We start from the raw sequence: 15,714 nt of genomic DNA on the forward strand, positions 1-15,714 counted from the left end.
ACTTCACAAATCTCTCGGAATTCTGCTAGTCTTTCAATGATCAAAATTTGATGGAAAACTGATAAAAATCATATTTTATGAGTATCCGCAATGTTGCACGGAGAGTAAGAAGTAGCTTTGTAAGTTGCGGATACTCGTCAGCGGACAACAGCTCACAGTCAACATAGAAATCGTTCATCCGAGAATCTATTGTTTGGTTTCGTGCAAGAAAGCGGATACTCATATCATATTTATAATAAAATCAGATAAACAAAAAAACCTGCCAAAAACTGGCAGGTTTTATTAATGTACCATTTCGAATGATTTATTCTACTGAAATTTGAACATCTGAAGCGACTCTACCATCAACAGAGAATCCTGGAGGTATCACTGCATTTTTTCCTTTTTTGGTCAAAAACAAAATGCAAACCAATACACCTAACAAAATTGCTGCGGTCTGTCTGTCTTCGCCTTCTTCATATACTCTTGCGCTAGTAAGTCTTACTTCAGAACCATCAACAGCCTCTACGGATTTGATTTCTACTTCTACAGAACCTTCTTTTCCAAGACCTTTTGCTTTGTTTACTCGTGTAACTTGTGCTTTAGCTTTTGCTCCCCTTCTGATAACAGTCTTGTTGTTTACTTTGACATCATCAACTACGAAGAAATCCAAGGTTTGACCAGCGATTAAGTTTTCGGAATTGATTTCTGTTGCATTTTCAACCGAAATAACTGTTCCTGCCTTTAATGAAAGAGTTTCCATGTTCTTTGAGGCAAATGACATGGTAAGCATAGAAATTGATAGCATTACGCTAAAAACTTTAACGAATCTTGAGTTTTGGATAAATTTTATCATAGTTTTCTTTTTAAGGGGTTTGATTTAATTGAAAGAGTACATTAATTTTTTTCTTTGATTGTTTTTTTGGTTTTTGTTGTATCGTTTGGCTGCTTTATAACCACCAGAAATATTTCCTATATAAAAAGCGGTAGAAAACATCCCAGTCAGTATCCCAATGCCATAATTTTCAGTTTTGAAACTTGTGTAGGTTGCATAGCCTAAGAGTCCGTTGAGCACAAGTGAAGAAATCCCCGTTGTGGTATGTCCAGAATAAACATACCCTGCTCCTGGAATAATCCCCAAAAGTCCTGCTACTACCGGTTTCTTTTCCTTTAGATTGGACATCGATTCGATCGTCTGAAGGTTTTTTGTCAAATATTCTCTATAGAGGTATGCCTCCGAAACCATAGAGTAATTTGTTTTTACTTGATCAAAATCTTCCAATTGTGCATAAATATATCCTCTGAAAGCATACCTTCTATCTGATAATTCCTCCCAGTCCATTTCTTTTTCTAAGACTTGCAATGCTTTTTCCGGTTGGTTCAAATTGTACCAAGCTTCGCTTAGCTTCAACAGTATATGAGGGTTGTTTTCTAATTCCGTCCCAACAAGATTGTCATATTCGAAAATTATTTTCTCGTACTCTTCCAAAGACATAAGCGCCTTGAAATAATTGTATTCCAGCGTAAGGTCAAGCGAAGGGTCAAAAAATTTGATCCTATTGTATTCAATAATTGATTCTTGATACAAGTTATTGTCAATCAAGTGAAGAAAAAACCTTACTGTATCATTGACTGCTTTGGTTTGGAATTTTTTGGAAAATTCAATCTCTTTTTTGATTAAAACTTTATTTTCAGGGTCTTCTACAAGGTCTACAAGTTTATAATCCTCAGTAGAAATTGTTAAATCATACAATTTATGTTCATGACCGCACCTCATTAACCTATCTGAGGTCATTATCAATCCTTGACCGAATCCTTTTTCTCGAAAAGCCTGCATGGAGTATTTGGAGCAACTAGGATACATTGGGCAGCTTTGGCTTCTAATGTCACTGATGAATTTTTGATAAAAATTATACATATCTCCAGGACTTTCATCTTGAGAATAAGAAAAATTCAAAACGAAGAAAAATGATAAAAAAAAGATAATCTTTTTTGACATTATACTGATGCGTTTTGTTTAATTAATTTCGAACAAATATAAAACTATTCTTCTCTTTTAATAAGGTTTGAGATAAGAATTCAATATTATTTTAAATTAAAAATAATTGCAAATATTTTAACATTGCCATTAAAATTAATAATCATTTACCTAAGGAATGCATCATGTACCAAAAGAATTTTATCCAAAAAAATTATACAAATCAACAGATAGAAAAAGGGGAATACGAAAACTGTGTTTTCAACAATTGTGAATTTTCCAACGCAGATTTGTCGGGCGTTGTATTTATTGATTGCCAGTTCATTGGGTGTAATCTTAGCATGGCCAAACTTTTCAAAACTTCCTTACAGGATGTTACATTTAAAGATTGTAAGCTACTAGCCTTGCGGTTTGACAAATGCGAACCTATCGGATTGGCTTTTGAGTTTTCGAATTGTGTAATTGACCATGCATCTTTTTACCAATGTAAAATCAAGAAAACAAAATTTCAAAAGTGCAGATTGATTGAGGTTGACTTTGTTCAAGCCGATCTTGCGGGTTCAATTTTCGACAATTGTGATTTGTCTGGAGCTATCTTTGAGCGAACGAACTTGGAGAATTCTGATTTCAGATCCGCATTCAACTTTAATATGAACCCGGAAGCAAACAGAATGAAAAAAGTAAAGTTCTCTTTGGAAGGAGTCAAAGGACTATTGGGGAAATACGGTATAGAGATTTCCTAAACTACAGGATAGTTTTTTTGGATGAAATTGATATTTTAGGAAATCCATTAAACCCAAAATGATATGAAATCCAATCAATCAGATGCTTCTCGAAGAAGTTTTCTATTAAAATCATCTACGTTTCTCACAGGTTCTGTATTCTTGAATAGTATTGCCGAAGCCTTGGCCATGCATGACAATCCCAATGAAAAAATGCGGATTGCGCTAGTTGGCTTAGGTGTGAGAGGTGTCAATATGTTTGGAAAACAAGTAAAACAGGACTATGATGATGAAATTGAATTTGTAGGCTTCTGTGATATCAACCCCGGTAGACTTGAATTTGGTAAAAAATATATCGGAGCGAGCTGTCCTACTTTTGCAGATTTTGACAAGATGCTTGTCGAGACCAAACCTGATGTAGTCATCGTCACCACTGTAGATAATACCCATCATACATTTATAGTAAAGGCACTGGATTTTGGTGCAAATGTCATCACTGAAAAACCAATGACTACAGATGAAGACAAATGCCAACAGATTTTGGATGCAGAGCGGAGGACTGGAAATAAGGTGATTGTAACATTTAACTACAGGTACTCACCCCACAGACAGCGGATTTATGAAATTCTTAGAAATGGTGAAATTGGAGATGTGACTTCAGTAGATTTTCATTGGTATTTGGACACTTCCCATGGGGCTGATTATTTCAGAAGATGGCATGGGTTCAAAGAAAAGGGAGGGACATTGCTAGTTCATAAATCAACCCATCATTTCGATTTACTCAATTGGTGGCTAGACTCTGATCCTGAGGAAGTTTTTGCTTATGGAGATCAGGAATTTTATGGAAAGAATGGGCCATTCCGTCATACCAATTGCCGACCATGTCCCCATAAGAATAAATGTGATTTTTATTGGGACATTACCAAAAGCGAACACATGGTAGACCTTTATGTGAACAATGAGCATCATGATGGCTACCTCAGGGATGGATGTGTATTTAGGGAGGAATTAGATATTTATGACAAGATGGCTGTGCAGATTCGGTACATGAATGGAGTCCAAGTGAGTTATTCCCTCACTTCCTATTCTCCATATGAAGGTTACAGGATTGCATTTAATGGAACCAAGGGAAGAGTAGAGGCTTGGATAAAGGAAAAGCAACCATGGGAAGAAAAGGAAGTGGATGAACTCAGGTTGACCAAAAACTTTGGAGAAACAGAAATCATCAGTATTCCTCACGGTAAAGGTGGACACGGTGGAGGTGATGTCAGGTTGAAAGATAAACTATTCAAAGATCCTTCTATGGAGGATCCTTATCGTCAATCTGCAGGGACTAGAGATGGAGCACTTTCTATTTTGGTCGGAATCGCTGCTCGAAACAGCATCGAATCCAATAAGCCAGTGAAAATTGCAGACTTGACTGATATCAAATTGAAAAAAACAGGTCGAGGAGCTTAAGGTTTCTTGCGGTTTTTTTTACAAGAGTGCTGAATAATTTTCAAACCTTCAAATCAATCAATAATTCTTGATTGATTTGAAGGTTTTTTTTTGGTTAGGAATCAAATTCTATATATTCTTCTACAAGCGCTACAGCACCCGAAATCCCAGTTTCATCTAATTCAGAAATCACGATTTTCAGGTTTTCCTTTACCGAAGGATAGAGAAACGAATCTAATGTTTCAAACATGCTATCTTTAAAATAAGGGAAAGCTTTTCTGATTGAACCCCCAAAAACAATTGCTTCAGGAGCTAAAGTATATAGGATGTTTTTGACAAGCTCACCTAGATGTTTTCCATATTGTGCAAAAGCATCCAAAGCCATTTGATCACCAGCCTCAGCCAATTTGGCCATTGATTTTGGCTTTTTGCCATATGCGGTAATGAAAAATTTACTACTGCAATAATCTTCAAACGTATTGTCTAGATATTTCACTGAGCACCATTCTCCAGCCGCGGAATTGACACCATTGTAAAGATGATTGTTTACGATTATCCCTGAACCTAACCCAGTTCCTAGAGTGATTCCTACCAGATGTTTAAATTTTTTGGCAGAGCCAAACCTGTGCTCACCCAAAATAAAGCAGTTTGCATCATTGTTGATAGTCACTGGTAGATTGAATCTGTTTTCCAAAAAATCTTTCAGATTTACTTTTTTAAATGAAGGGATGTTGCAGAGATTCAGGACAATCCCTTTTTCAATGTCAATTAACCCAGGAATCCCGATACCAATTGCTCCTATACCATGGTGATGGTAAGTAGCTATAAAATCAGCAATGGCTTCCAAAACTACCTCCTGACTTCCATTTGCAGGAGTGGGTACGCTTCTGATGTCTAGAAGTGTCTCTCCAATAAGGACTCCTCCTTTGATATTGGTACCACCAATATCTAATCCCAAAATAGGTTTATCGAATTTCATCAGAATTAATTTTTGTAAACAACAAGTTTGAATTAAAAGGAGAAAGTGAAAATCCACCTTCTCCTTTTGAAATAGGTTTGAGGTTAATATTGTTATAAAAATCCTTCAATAGATTTTTCCAACTCGCGTGCATGTGCAAGGAATTCTTCCACATTCATGTCTTTGAAGAATATCAATCCATGGCTTGAACGGACTTTTGCAGTCTCATGGAGGTAGAAATAATTCTTGCCCAAGAGCAATTGTATATCCTGTAGTTGATTTACCCAGATTCTTTTTGCGACAGTGCTGAATTTGCCGTTATGAGAATAGCTAGGAAAAGAAGCATTTACCTGGCTGAGATAACAGTTGCTAAAAGAGTCTTCCATTACTGACATGTCTCCCAACGATACAGGGACGATGACATTTGCCTCGTGAGGCTCGAATTTGAACCATACGTTTCTATATCCGAGGATTCGTAATTTGCTCAAATCTTCTTCTTGACTCCACTGTCTCACTGCCTCAGCAGTTGCTTGCAATACCTTGTAGTGAGTATCTGGGCCAGAACCTTCCGGGTCTAATGTAAGGCTGAGTTTGGTTGGTCTTACTTTTCGGAACATTTCCAAAATAGGCTCTACATCCCTCTTTTTGTCAGGCTGCTCTGTGAATATATCTCCCGTATAGAATCCCAATCTTAGGTGGTGCACGTTTTTTACTTGGACACCAAAGTGAGCCCACACCAACTCTTCTTCAAACTCACGGATCATCCCTTTGAGTTTTTGGATTTTTGGCGGATTCTTTTCCCCGTCATATGAATTCCTCAAAATGCTGATGATATCATTGATGGTTTCTCTAAGCTTTTGCTTGTTTTGTACTTCAAAGATTGTAACTATGGCTCTGATCACACGATGGCATAATCCACGCAACCTTTGGCTTAGGTTTTCTGAAGCTACATTTGTCAAGAAGTGATAAACATCTTTATCAGTTTTTAGTTTGTATCCAGACTCGAAAAAGTCTTCATAATGTACCATTTGGATCTCACCACTGTCCAAGAGTTTTTTGGTGTGCAGCAATGTGTCTATTACGAATGAATTCGTCACAGCGGTAAATCCTGAAGTCAATACCGAGAAATGTGCTTCGTTTGAGTTTTCTTGAAGCTGATTCGTGATATGCGGGAGAATTCCCAAAGATATATCATCATGGTGAGGGCCTGTGTGAAGCAATACTTCATCTTGCTCCTTTGCTGTGCCTCTGTTGAGTTTCTCGACCATACTTTCCATCACTTTACTGACAGTATCGTCTGATAGGTCTGGGATCAAGGATGCGTATTTATCATTTTTGAGATCTTCTACTTTTAGACGATGCCCGTATTTTTTCAATTTTTTACAAAGGTCAATTACCGCTCGCTCGGTCTTCTCCCATGTCCATTCTCCTTGCTGATAGTAAGCGTCTATTGAGTCTGTAAGTTTTGTGGCGGCACCTTTGGTCAGGTAAAACCTTCCGTTTTTTAATTTTTGCAGAGAAGTGGCTGGATAGATATTGTCCAGTGGGGTTTCCAATGATTCTTTGACAATCTGTGCTTTGGCTTCTCCGGCAGCGATGACTATGGCTACGGAGTCTGGATTATAGGTAATGGTTTCCAAACCAATGGTAATAACCAGCCTGTTTGCAGAAACTTCTATTCCTCCAAGGTCACCTGCTGCCACGGCTTGCGTTTCGAAATTAGTCTCAGTTAATCTTGTTGTCGAAAAAATATGTGATCCACGAGTATTGAAAGCAATATGTCCATCAGGACCAATCCCTCCCAAAAAGAAACCAATGCCCCCTTTATCCCTTATTTTTTGTTCGTAATCTCCACACCATTTGTCTATAAGGTATATAGATTCTTGTTGGATTTTCTCTTCTGTTGTAATAGGTTCCCTAAATCTAAGGGAAAGGTCAACTTTAAGATCTGGAAATACTTCTTTAAAGTTTTTACCTCCTGAAAGTGGTATTTCATTCGAGTTGATCAGGATTGCATTTTCTTTACTCAATCCAAAGCCCTCAAGATAAAACTTGTTTACATAATGGTAAAAACTGTTGTTTTGGCTTGAAGAAATTGGATAAAACTCGTCAATCTGTACAAATGTCAGATCTTTCAAAACTGGCTTGCTTACTTTATCAAGTCCATATTTTTCCCTTACATCTTTTCCTTTTTTATTATCCCAATTATCTAACAAGAATTTTGTCCATTTGATAAAATACTCGGGGGTTTTTCCCGTAGGTAGACTTATGACTCCTTGTGGGTTGTAAGAGACCCATTCTAAAAATCTACAGGCAGTAATTAAACCTAGTTTAGGGAAATTATCGACCATCAGATATGGAATCAATGTAGAATTATTGATTTGTCCAGATTCTTTCTGAAAGGCTTTTTCTACGTCGGATAGTGGGTAATTGCGAAGCATATGCTAAAAGGATTTTTGGTTTAAAGCTTGTTATGATTTTTCACTATAAGAATTATTATTCCTTAGTGGCTTAATCATGATGTAAATAAACAAAAAAATCATTGATAAAAATAAAGTTTTATAAAAAAATTATAAAAGTTAATTGATTTTAGAAGATGTTTTTCGTAAATTCTACTTTGATTTTGAGTTGAAATTCTTTAATCACCTTAAAGATTTCAACGAGTGTGACCATTTGAACTTTTGTGAGTTTATTGAGACTTACGAAATTTTCAGGCTTTTTCTTTTCTTCAATGATCATCAATGCCTGTTTTTCGAGTCGAAGAGACATTAGGTAGTAATAAGCATGTTGGAGCTCTTGAGCTTCTCTTTCAGTGAAGATTCCTGCTTGTTGTAGTGCTGTGATCCTTTTTCCGGTATTTGTTTCGAATATTCGATTTTTCAAAGCGAATATTCGTGCCAAGTCAACAATAGGCGTCATAGTCTTTTTAATGTCAAAGAATTTCTCCCCCTCTATTTTGAATGTTCTGATATTTTTCAAAAAAGTAAGGGGTGGCTCAAAAAGCAAAGCATTTGTCCCCATGTTCATAAAGAATCTTTCTGTGGGATTTTGAAGTTGCTGATCCATGAAGTTTTTTAATTCCTGCAAAATACCAAAATCTCCATATATGGGTCTGCAATCAAAAAAAGTCGAATATTTCATAACTGTCTCCTGAGTGGATTCTTGAATCCAGCTTTCATAGTTTCTTTTCCAATGGGAAAGAGAGTGAGTCCATTTGGGGTTTTTGGCCATAAATCCACCAAGACAGAAACTGAATCCGATATGATCCAAATCAGTAGAAACACGATTTGAAAAATCAAGAAAATAATCTCTCACCAGTTCTCTTTGCTCGTTTGCTTTATCTTCATATATGATTGCATTATCTTGGTCGGTCTTTAGCGTCTGTTCGCCACGACCTTCACTTCCCATTACGAAGAATACAAACTTTGCAGGTGGATTTCCTACTTCAGAGATTACATTTTCGATTACACGCAAAGCAATGGTATCGGAAACTGTAGTGATGATTTGATTGATGATTTCAGATTTGAGGCCATTCTGTACAAGTTGATGGATGATCTTCGGGACTAGGCGCCACTTTTCCCTCAATTCATCGACATTCATGGCTTGTTTTACAGATTGGATAAATATAAAAGGTCCTTGAGACTGTTCTGTTAGAATCTTTGTCCGGCTGATCCATCCAAAGTATGAGCTTTCGCTTTTTACCAACAAATACCTGGTCTTGGTTTGAAACATCAAGAGCAAGGCTTCATAAAGATATGCATCTCTGGAAATTGCTACTATTCCCTTATCCATAATATCTTGGATAGGATTTGAAGGGTTCATTTGCTTCGCGATTACTTTGTCACGCAATGTAATGTCCGTCACAAATCCTTGGATTTCCTCATTCGAATCACCGATGAATAAGCAGGAAATCTTTTCTTTGGCCATGATTTGGGCAGCTTGAAAAATAGGGGTGTCTAGCTTACAGATCCTTAAGTTCCTATAATGTAGGTCACCTACTTTTTTGGAATAGAAGCTGTCTGTGCTGATTTCTGTAGTTTCTATCATTACTTTTTTCTTGCTTAGGTGAAAATACTCAAAATAATTAAATTTGACTAAGCTTTATTCTTTCTTTCGGCAGTAAAAAATAAGGAAGTCTTTCGGTATGAGAACTTTTGGAATTATGGAATATGATTATACGCTTCTTTGCCAGTAGCTTTAATTCCAATGTTGACTGCTTGCTTATGTTCAATATCTATGAGTATCTAATATCAATTAATATCGGATCTAAGCTAAATCAGGCTTTTTTTTAGTTAGTGGCAAAGTTCCGTATATCCGTATTATGGAAATAAAAAAAGAGCGATGAATCTTCTTCATAGCTCTTTTTTTTCAACCTAATGCTGGGTATTAAATCTATGCTTTTTTTACATTTATAGCATTCAGGCCTTGTTTGCCCTCCTTAACATCATAGGTCACTTTGTCATCTTGTGCAACTTTGTCAACTAATCCAGTTGCGTGCACAAACACGTCTTTTTGCGATTCGTCATCGACTATAAAACCGAATCCTTTCGCATCATTGTAGAATTTTACTGTTCCAGTAAGCATAATAAATTATTAAAATATGTGGTTAAATGTTCAATAAATGTAATTAAACCTATTTTAAAAACAAAAAAATATTTTGCTAAATTGGCAAAATGAAAAAGCTTATAATAATAAGGCATGCAAAATCATCTTGGGATGACCCTTTTTTGGATGACCACCAAAGACCTTTGGCAGAGAGAGGCTTGAGGGATTGTCCTCGTATGGGACAGCGTTTGAAAAGGCGAGGGGTGATGCCTGATTTGATAATATCTTCTGACGCTGAGAGGGCAAAATCCACCGCTTTGATTATCTCCGAGCAGCTTCAATTACCTAAAAATCAAATCCAATTTACACGAGAACTTTACCACGCAAGTTCTTCGGAAATAATGAACGTTATTAAGAAAGTGAACAATGATTATGACACATTAATGATTTTTGGACATAATCCTGGACTCAATGATTTGATATGGGATTTGGGGAAGGAGATTGAAAACCTTCCCACCTCAGGGCAGTTTGGATTTATGTTTGAAGTTGATTCTTGGGATAGAGTAGGGAAGTGCAGTGCTAAAATGTGGTTTTATGACTTCCCGAAAAATCAAGAATGATTATCCGCAACTTTGCCAGTAAGAAAATTTAATAAGGCATAATCAAGCGGATAATCGTCAATAGTCGGCCGTCATCAGTCAACAGATTGGATATATCTCCTTTTAGGCATATTTATAATGGTTAGTGTAGCAAGAAAGTGTATATACATAAACGGATATATGATTATACGCTTCTTTGCCAGTAGCTTTAATTCCAAGGTTGATTGCTTATGTTCAATATCTATGAGTATCTCATATCAATTAATATCGGATCTAAGCTAAATCAGGCTTTTTTTTAGTTAGTGGCAAAGTTCCGTGTATCCGTAAACGGATAAAAAGAAATCTGACTTCTTTCCTCTTTTGAAACTTTATTTCTCAAATACAGAATCCCTCACATCTTGAATGACTTCTGGGAACTTGCTATGGTTTTCTATCAGAAAGAGAATTTTTTCTGCTACATCGATCGCAGTGTTTAATTGACCATTTTTCTTCAAATCCAAAAAATTAGGCAAGGAGGTGAAGCTTTTTTCTGAAGAAGCCCTTATGGCTGATTGCATTTCAGTATCTACCACACCAGGTGCCAAGGCATAAAACTTGATTCCAGTTTTGTTGATTTCAGCTTCTCTTTGAGCTGTTTGTGTCATCATATTGAGGGCTGCTTTAGAAGCCGAATAACCTGACCAACCATCGATTGCTTTCTTGGCCGCACCTGAGGTTATGTTTACTACCATTCTTTCAGCGTTTTTCAAATCGCTGTATTTGTGAACAAATTCGTTCATTAAAAGTGCAGGAGCGATCGTGTTGATATTGAAAATATCTCTGATGTTTTTTGATTTCAATTTTCCAAAATGTTCAATCTGCCCAATCCACCCAGCATTGTTTATCAATACATATCGATCAAAATCTCCCTCAGTAAAAATTTCATCAAAACTTTGCCGAACCATATCAAAATTGTTGAGATCGAGAGGGATATTTTTGAAATTTGAAGATTTTGATTTGACTTCTGATCTTGATATTCCTATGATCTGATTCTCTGAATTTATAGAAAGCAATTCAACGAGGGCTTTTCCAATCCCCTTGCTGGTGCCTGTTATGATGAAGAGTGATTTCATTTTTTTGAATTTAGAACTGAAGTTATGAATATTCACTTAAAGAATAAACAGGCTGCCAAAAATATTGACAGCCTGTTTTGACCTTGATTTACAAGAATTGGTTTGTGCTATCAGAAAAAGATATCACAGAATGTATTGAGATAAATCTCTGTTTTTGACCAATCCACTCAATCTTTCATTCACCATTTCTTTGGTTATCATTATTTTTGAGTTGGCTTCAATTGTATCTGGAACTTCAAACAGGAAATCATTGAGCAAATGACTCATGACAGTATGCAACCTTCTTGCACCGATATTTTCCACTTCTTCATTGATTTGGAAAGCAAGTTTTGCGATTTCTCGGATAGCTTCGTCGTTGAAATCTAGATAAACTTCTTCCGATTCGAAAAGTGCTTGGTACTGCTTAGTCAAGGCATTCTTTGGATCCTTGAGAATTCTGTAGAAATCATCCTCAGTCAGGCTACTCAATTCGACTCTGATTGGGAATCTACCCTGAAGTTCTGGAATCAAATCTGATGGTTTTGCAACATGAAATGCTCCTGCAGCGATAAACAAAACGTGGTCGGTATTGATGATGCCATATTTCGTGTTTACAGCCGAACCTTCTACGATGGGTAACAAGTCTCGTTGTACACCTTCTCTCGAAACATCAGGTCCACTGCCGCCTTTGCCACTTTTAGAAGCGATTTTGTCAATTTCATCTATGAAAATGATTCCATTGTTTTCAGCAAGTTTGATCGCTTCTTCTTTTACGTCATCGAAATCTATCAACTTACTCGCTTCTTCTTCCAAAAGTACTTTTCTGGCCTCGGAGATTGTTACCTTTCTTTTTTTCGTTTTCTTCGGCATCATTCCGCTAAGCATATCTTGGATTCCAGCCATGCTGGCATCATCCATCATGCCATTACCTATCATTCCTATACCTACAGGAGGACTTTGCTTGACATTGATCTCAATCTTTCTATCTTCAAGCTCTCCGTTTCTTAGTTTTTCTCTAAAACGATCTCTAGTTCTTTCATTCAACTCCTCATCAGAAGAGCTTTCAGGATTGAACTCTGTGGCTGAAGTGTTGATGTTTCTCGTAAAACCAGCAGACTTTACTGGAGGTATCAATATATCCAAAATAGACTCTTCAACTGCTGCCGCTGCTTTTTCTTTAACCTCTTCGTTTTTTTGGGCTTGAACAAGATGTACAGATTGCTCTACCAAGTCACGTACCATGCTTTCTACATCACGACCCACATAGCCGACTTCTGTAAATTTGGAGGCCTCGACTTTTGTAAATGGTGCATTGGCTATTTTAGCCAATCTTCTTGCTATCTCTGTTTTTCCGACACCAGTGGATCCGATCATCAAGATGTTATTTGGCACTATATCTTTCTGAATATCGGTCTTCACCATCAAACGTCTGATTCTATTTCTAAGCGCTATGGCTACATTTCTTTTTGCATCATGCTGACCAATAATATATTTATCAAGTTCAGCGACAATTTGTTTCGGTGTTAAATCTTTAAAATCACTTCTCATATTTTCTTAACGTTAAAACGTCCTTGATTTATTATTTACTGTGAAAATCCCAAATTTGATGAGAATAGAAGGACTTTGATGGGGAATTGATACTCATACCAATGTTGTAACATGCAAACCTTCAAAATCAAATTCAAAAGTAGCCACACTATTTTTCCTTAGGAAATCGAAATCCGGGATTAAGAAGTCTGCAGCTATCCTAAAGTGCTTGATTATAAACATCAAAGGATGATTTTCCAAAATAAGTTGGGTACTTCCAATTTTTTCATAATGGGATTTTTGCAAAAATCTCAGCAAAGTCAATCTGTTAACTAGGGACTTTAGATTCAATTGGATTTGTTTTCATTCGTAAAAGTGAATTTCATAGGGTCATTCACTTTTGCATTCATCAAAGCTATTTCCAAAACATCTTCAACTTTATCGACAAAATGGAAAGTGATTCCTTTGATGTATTGTTCATCAATTTCCTCAATGTCCCTTTTGTTTTTTTGGCAAAGGATAATTTCTTTCAGTCCGGCTCTTCTTGCAGCCAATATCTTTTCTTTGATTCCTCCAACAGGCATTACTTTGCCTCTCAAGGTAATCTCCCCAGTCATGGCGATTTTGTTTTTCACTTTTCGCTGAGTAAATAAAGAAGCCATTGCTGTAAGCATAGTGATACCGGCAGATGGCCCGTCTTTAGGAACAGCACCAGCAGGAACGTGTACATGCAAATCGTATTGGTCAAATACCCGGTAATCAATACCGAGCTTTTCAGCTTTTGATTTCAGATATGATAGAGCCGTCATGGCAGATTCTTTCATTACATCACCTAATTGGCCAGAAAGGGTCAATTTGCCTTTTCCACGACTCAAAGCAGTTTCGATAAATAAAATCTCACCACCAACTGATGTCCAAGCCAAGCCTGTCACGACTCCAGCGACACTATTGTCCTGATACATTTCTTTGTCAAAGATCTCTCCTCCCAAGATTTTACGAACGGCCTCTGTTGTGATTTTTTTATTGTATTCCTCTTCCATAGCAATGGATTTGGTGATGTTTCTCACTACTTTTCCTATCGCTCGCTCAAGACTTCTTACTCCAGACTCTCGTGTGTAGTCTTCGATGATTTTTACAATGGCATTTTTGTCAAAATTGATATCAGTAGCTTTTAGGCCATGCTCTTTTCTCTGCTTAGGAATCAAATGCTTCTTGGCTATTTCCAACTTTTCTTCCATTGTGTATCCGGTTACTTCGATGATTTCCATTCTATCGCGCAAAGCGGGCTGTATGGAATCTAGTGAGTTGGCAGTGGCAATGAAAAGAACCTTCGACAAGTCGTATTCCACTTCAAGATAGTTGTCGATAAATGTACTGTTTTGCTCTGGATCCAGCACTTCCAAAAATGCTGAAGAAGGATCTCCCCTAAAGTCAGAATTCAATTTGTCAATTTCATCCAATACATAGACAGGGTTGCTTGTTTTGACCTTTTTCATGTTTTGAATGATCTTGCCAGGCATTGCTCCAACGTAGGTTTTTCTGTGACCTCTGATCTCAGCTTCGTCATGGACGCCACCTAGCGACATCCTGATGTATTTTCTTCCCAAAGCTTTAGCAATTGATCTACCAAGAGAGGTTTTACCTACCCCAGGAGGGCCATATAAGCAAAGTATTGGTCCTTTCAGGTCGTTTTTCAATTTGAGAACTGCCAAGTATTCAATCACTCTTTCCTTGACTTTTTCGAGTCCATGGTGGTCTTTGTCCAAAATAGATTTGGCTCTTTTCAAATCAAAATTATCAACTGTAAACTCATTCCAAGGAAGCTCTACAAGTGTCTCGGCGTAATTGAGCGCTATCGGATATTCTGCAGCTGAAGGGTTGATTCTTAGTATTTTATCCAATTCTTTTTCGAAATGCTGCTCTACGGATTTCGGCCAGTTTTTGACAGCGCCTTTGATCCTAAGCTCCTCTACTTCCTTTTCCGGTCCTTCTTCTCCAAGTTCAGTTTGAAGGACTTTCATCTGTTGTCTTAAGAAATAATCGCGCTGTTGCTGATCGATATCTGTATGTACTTTCTTTTGAATTTCACTTTTCAACTCCAGCATCTGGATATCCTTCATCATGAACTCCAACAGTAAAGTAGCTCTTTCTACACCGTCATTGATTTCCAGCAATTTCTGCTTTGCTTCTACAGGAGCATTGATGTTGGAGGAAAGGAAGTGAGTGAGAAAGGGTGTATTGTCAATATTGTCAAGGGCGACTTGTGCTTCTCTGGGGATCTCTGGATTCAGATGCAGGATTTTAGCAGCAGAATCTTTCAAAGATTCCTCCAAAGCTTGGATTTTTTTGCTGTTTTTGGGGAAAGATTCTTCCAGATAATCTACTTTGGCAGTGAAATAAGGGTCTTCAGTAAGTGTTTCTGTGATTTTGAATCGTTTTTTTCCTTGTATAATGATCGTGGTATTTCCGTCAGGAAGTACGATCATCTTGATGATTTTTGCCAAAGTACCCACATGGTAGATGTCTTCCCAGGATGGGTCATCGTTGTTGGGGTTGATTTGAGCACAGACTCCGATAAGTTTATCACCTTTTTGGGCTTTTTTTACAAGCTTGATGGATCTTTGTCGCCCAACTGTAATCGGAATGACTACTCCAGGAAACAAAACAGTGTTTCTCACTGATAAAATTGGGATTTCGGAAGAGTAGTTATCTTGTTGATTGATATCATCACCTTCATCATCTGTAATCAATTGGATAAGGTCTCCCTCTCCAGCATAATCTCCTACCATTATTGATTGGTATAATTGATTTTCAAAGTTGTTCATATAGACAATATGACAGTCAAAATGTCATGTTATTTTTAAAATAAGAAAGAACC

General features: G+C 37.1%; 13 protein-coding genes. 3 read left to right on the forward strand and 10 right to left on the reverse strand.

Features of this window, described 5'->3' with window-relative positions:
• Window positions 1-304: 304 nt before the first annotated feature.
• Both MM236_RS13050 and yidD read right to left on the reverse strand, forming a co-directional pair.
• Window positions 305-835: a hypothetical protein gene (locus MM236_RS13050; RefSeq protein ID WP_241275428.1), complete on the reverse strand. Its 531-nt coding sequence runs from the start codon at window positions 833-835 to the stop codon at window positions 305-307.
• Between the two features lie 24 nt (window positions 836-859).
• A complete protein-coding gene (yidD, locus tag MM236_RS13055) occupies window positions 860-1,978 on the reverse strand; it encodes a membrane protein insertion efficiency factor YidD (protein ID WP_241275429.1) in 1,119 nt (372 codons plus the stop codon).
• A 164-nt stretch (window positions 1,979-2,142) separates the two neighbouring features.
• On the opposite strand from yidD, the gene MM236_RS13060 reads away from it, so the two are divergent.
• On the forward strand, window positions 2,143-2,700 hold the full coding sequence (locus tag MM236_RS13060; protein WP_241275430.1) for a pentapeptide repeat-containing protein: 558 nt from the start codon (window positions 2,143-2,145) through the stop codon (window positions 2,698-2,700).
• 63 nt (window positions 2,701-2,763) lie between these two features.
• Complete coding sequence (locus tag MM236_RS13065; protein ID WP_241275431.1) at window positions 2,764-4,137, forward strand: Gfo/Idh/MocA family protein; 1,374 nt, start codon at window positions 2,764-2,766, stop codon at window positions 4,135-4,137.
• 94 nt (window positions 4,138-4,231) lie between these two features.
• Here the strand turns inward: MM236_RS13065 and MM236_RS13070 are convergent, their stop codons facing one another.
• The 4 genes from MM236_RS13070 to MM236_RS13085 form a co-directional block, all read right to left on the reverse strand.
• Complete coding sequence (locus MM236_RS13070; protein ID WP_241275432.1) at window positions 4,232-5,095, reverse strand: ROK family protein; 864 nt, start codon at window positions 5,093-5,095, stop codon at window positions 4,232-4,234.
• Between the two features lie 92 nt (window positions 5,096-5,187).
• Complete coding sequence (locus MM236_RS13075; protein WP_241275433.1) at window positions 5,188-7,515, reverse strand: glucosamine-6-phosphate isomerase; 2,328 nt, start codon at window positions 7,513-7,515, stop codon at window positions 5,188-5,190.
• A 148-nt stretch (window positions 7,516-7,663) separates the two neighbouring features.
• Window positions 7,664-9,121, reverse strand: coding sequence for a DUF294 nucleotidyltransferase-like domain-containing protein (locus MM236_RS13080; protein WP_241275434.1), 1,458 nt, complete (start codon window positions 9,119-9,121; stop codon window positions 7,664-7,666).
• Window positions 9,122-9,466: 345 nt separating this feature from the next.
• Window positions 9,467-9,658, reverse strand: a complete 192-nt coding sequence (locus MM236_RS13085; RefSeq protein WP_241275435.1) for a cold-shock protein — start codon at window positions 9,656-9,658, stop codon at window positions 9,467-9,469.
• An 89-nt stretch (window positions 9,659-9,747) separates the two neighbouring features.
• Between MM236_RS13085 and MM236_RS13090 the strand changes: the two genes are divergently transcribed.
• On the forward strand, window positions 9,748-10,239 hold the full coding sequence (locus MM236_RS13090) for a SixA phosphatase family protein (protein WP_241275436.1): 492 nt from the start codon (window positions 9,748-9,750) through the stop codon (window positions 10,237-10,239).
• 347 nt (window positions 10,240-10,586) lie between these two features.
• Here MM236_RS13090 and MM236_RS13095 read toward each other — a convergent pair whose 3' ends face one another.
• The 4 genes from MM236_RS13095 to lon form a co-directional block, all read right to left on the reverse strand.
• Window positions 10,587-11,330 (reverse strand): SDR family NAD(P)-dependent oxidoreductase, encoded by a 744-nt coding sequence (locus MM236_RS13095; protein WP_241275437.1) that lies wholly within the window; start codon window positions 11,328-11,330, stop codon window positions 10,587-10,589.
• A gap of 123 nt (window positions 11,331-11,453) precedes the next feature.
• Complete coding sequence (hslU, locus tag MM236_RS13100) at window positions 11,454-12,857, reverse strand: ATP-dependent protease ATPase subunit HslU (protein WP_241275438.1); 1,404 nt, start codon at window positions 12,855-12,857, stop codon at window positions 11,454-11,456.
• 93 nt (window positions 12,858-12,950) lie between these two features.
• On the reverse strand, window positions 12,951-13,187 hold the full coding sequence (locus tag MM236_RS13105; RefSeq protein ID WP_241275439.1) for a hypothetical protein: 237 nt from the start codon (window positions 13,185-13,187) through the stop codon (window positions 12,951-12,953).
• A complete protein-coding gene (gene lon, locus MM236_RS13110) occupies window positions 13,184-15,661 on the reverse strand; it encodes an endopeptidase La (RefSeq protein WP_241275440.1) in 2,478 nt (825 codons plus the stop codon). Before lon ends, MM236_RS13105 begins: the two co-directional genes overlap by 4 nt.
• Window positions 15,662-15,714 lie beyond the last annotated feature (53 nt).

The organism is Belliella calami (assembly GCF_022549695.1).
In the GTDB taxonomy this organism is placed as follows: Bacteria; Bacteroidota; Bacteroidia; order Cytophagales; family Cyclobacteriaceae; genus Belliella; species Belliella calami.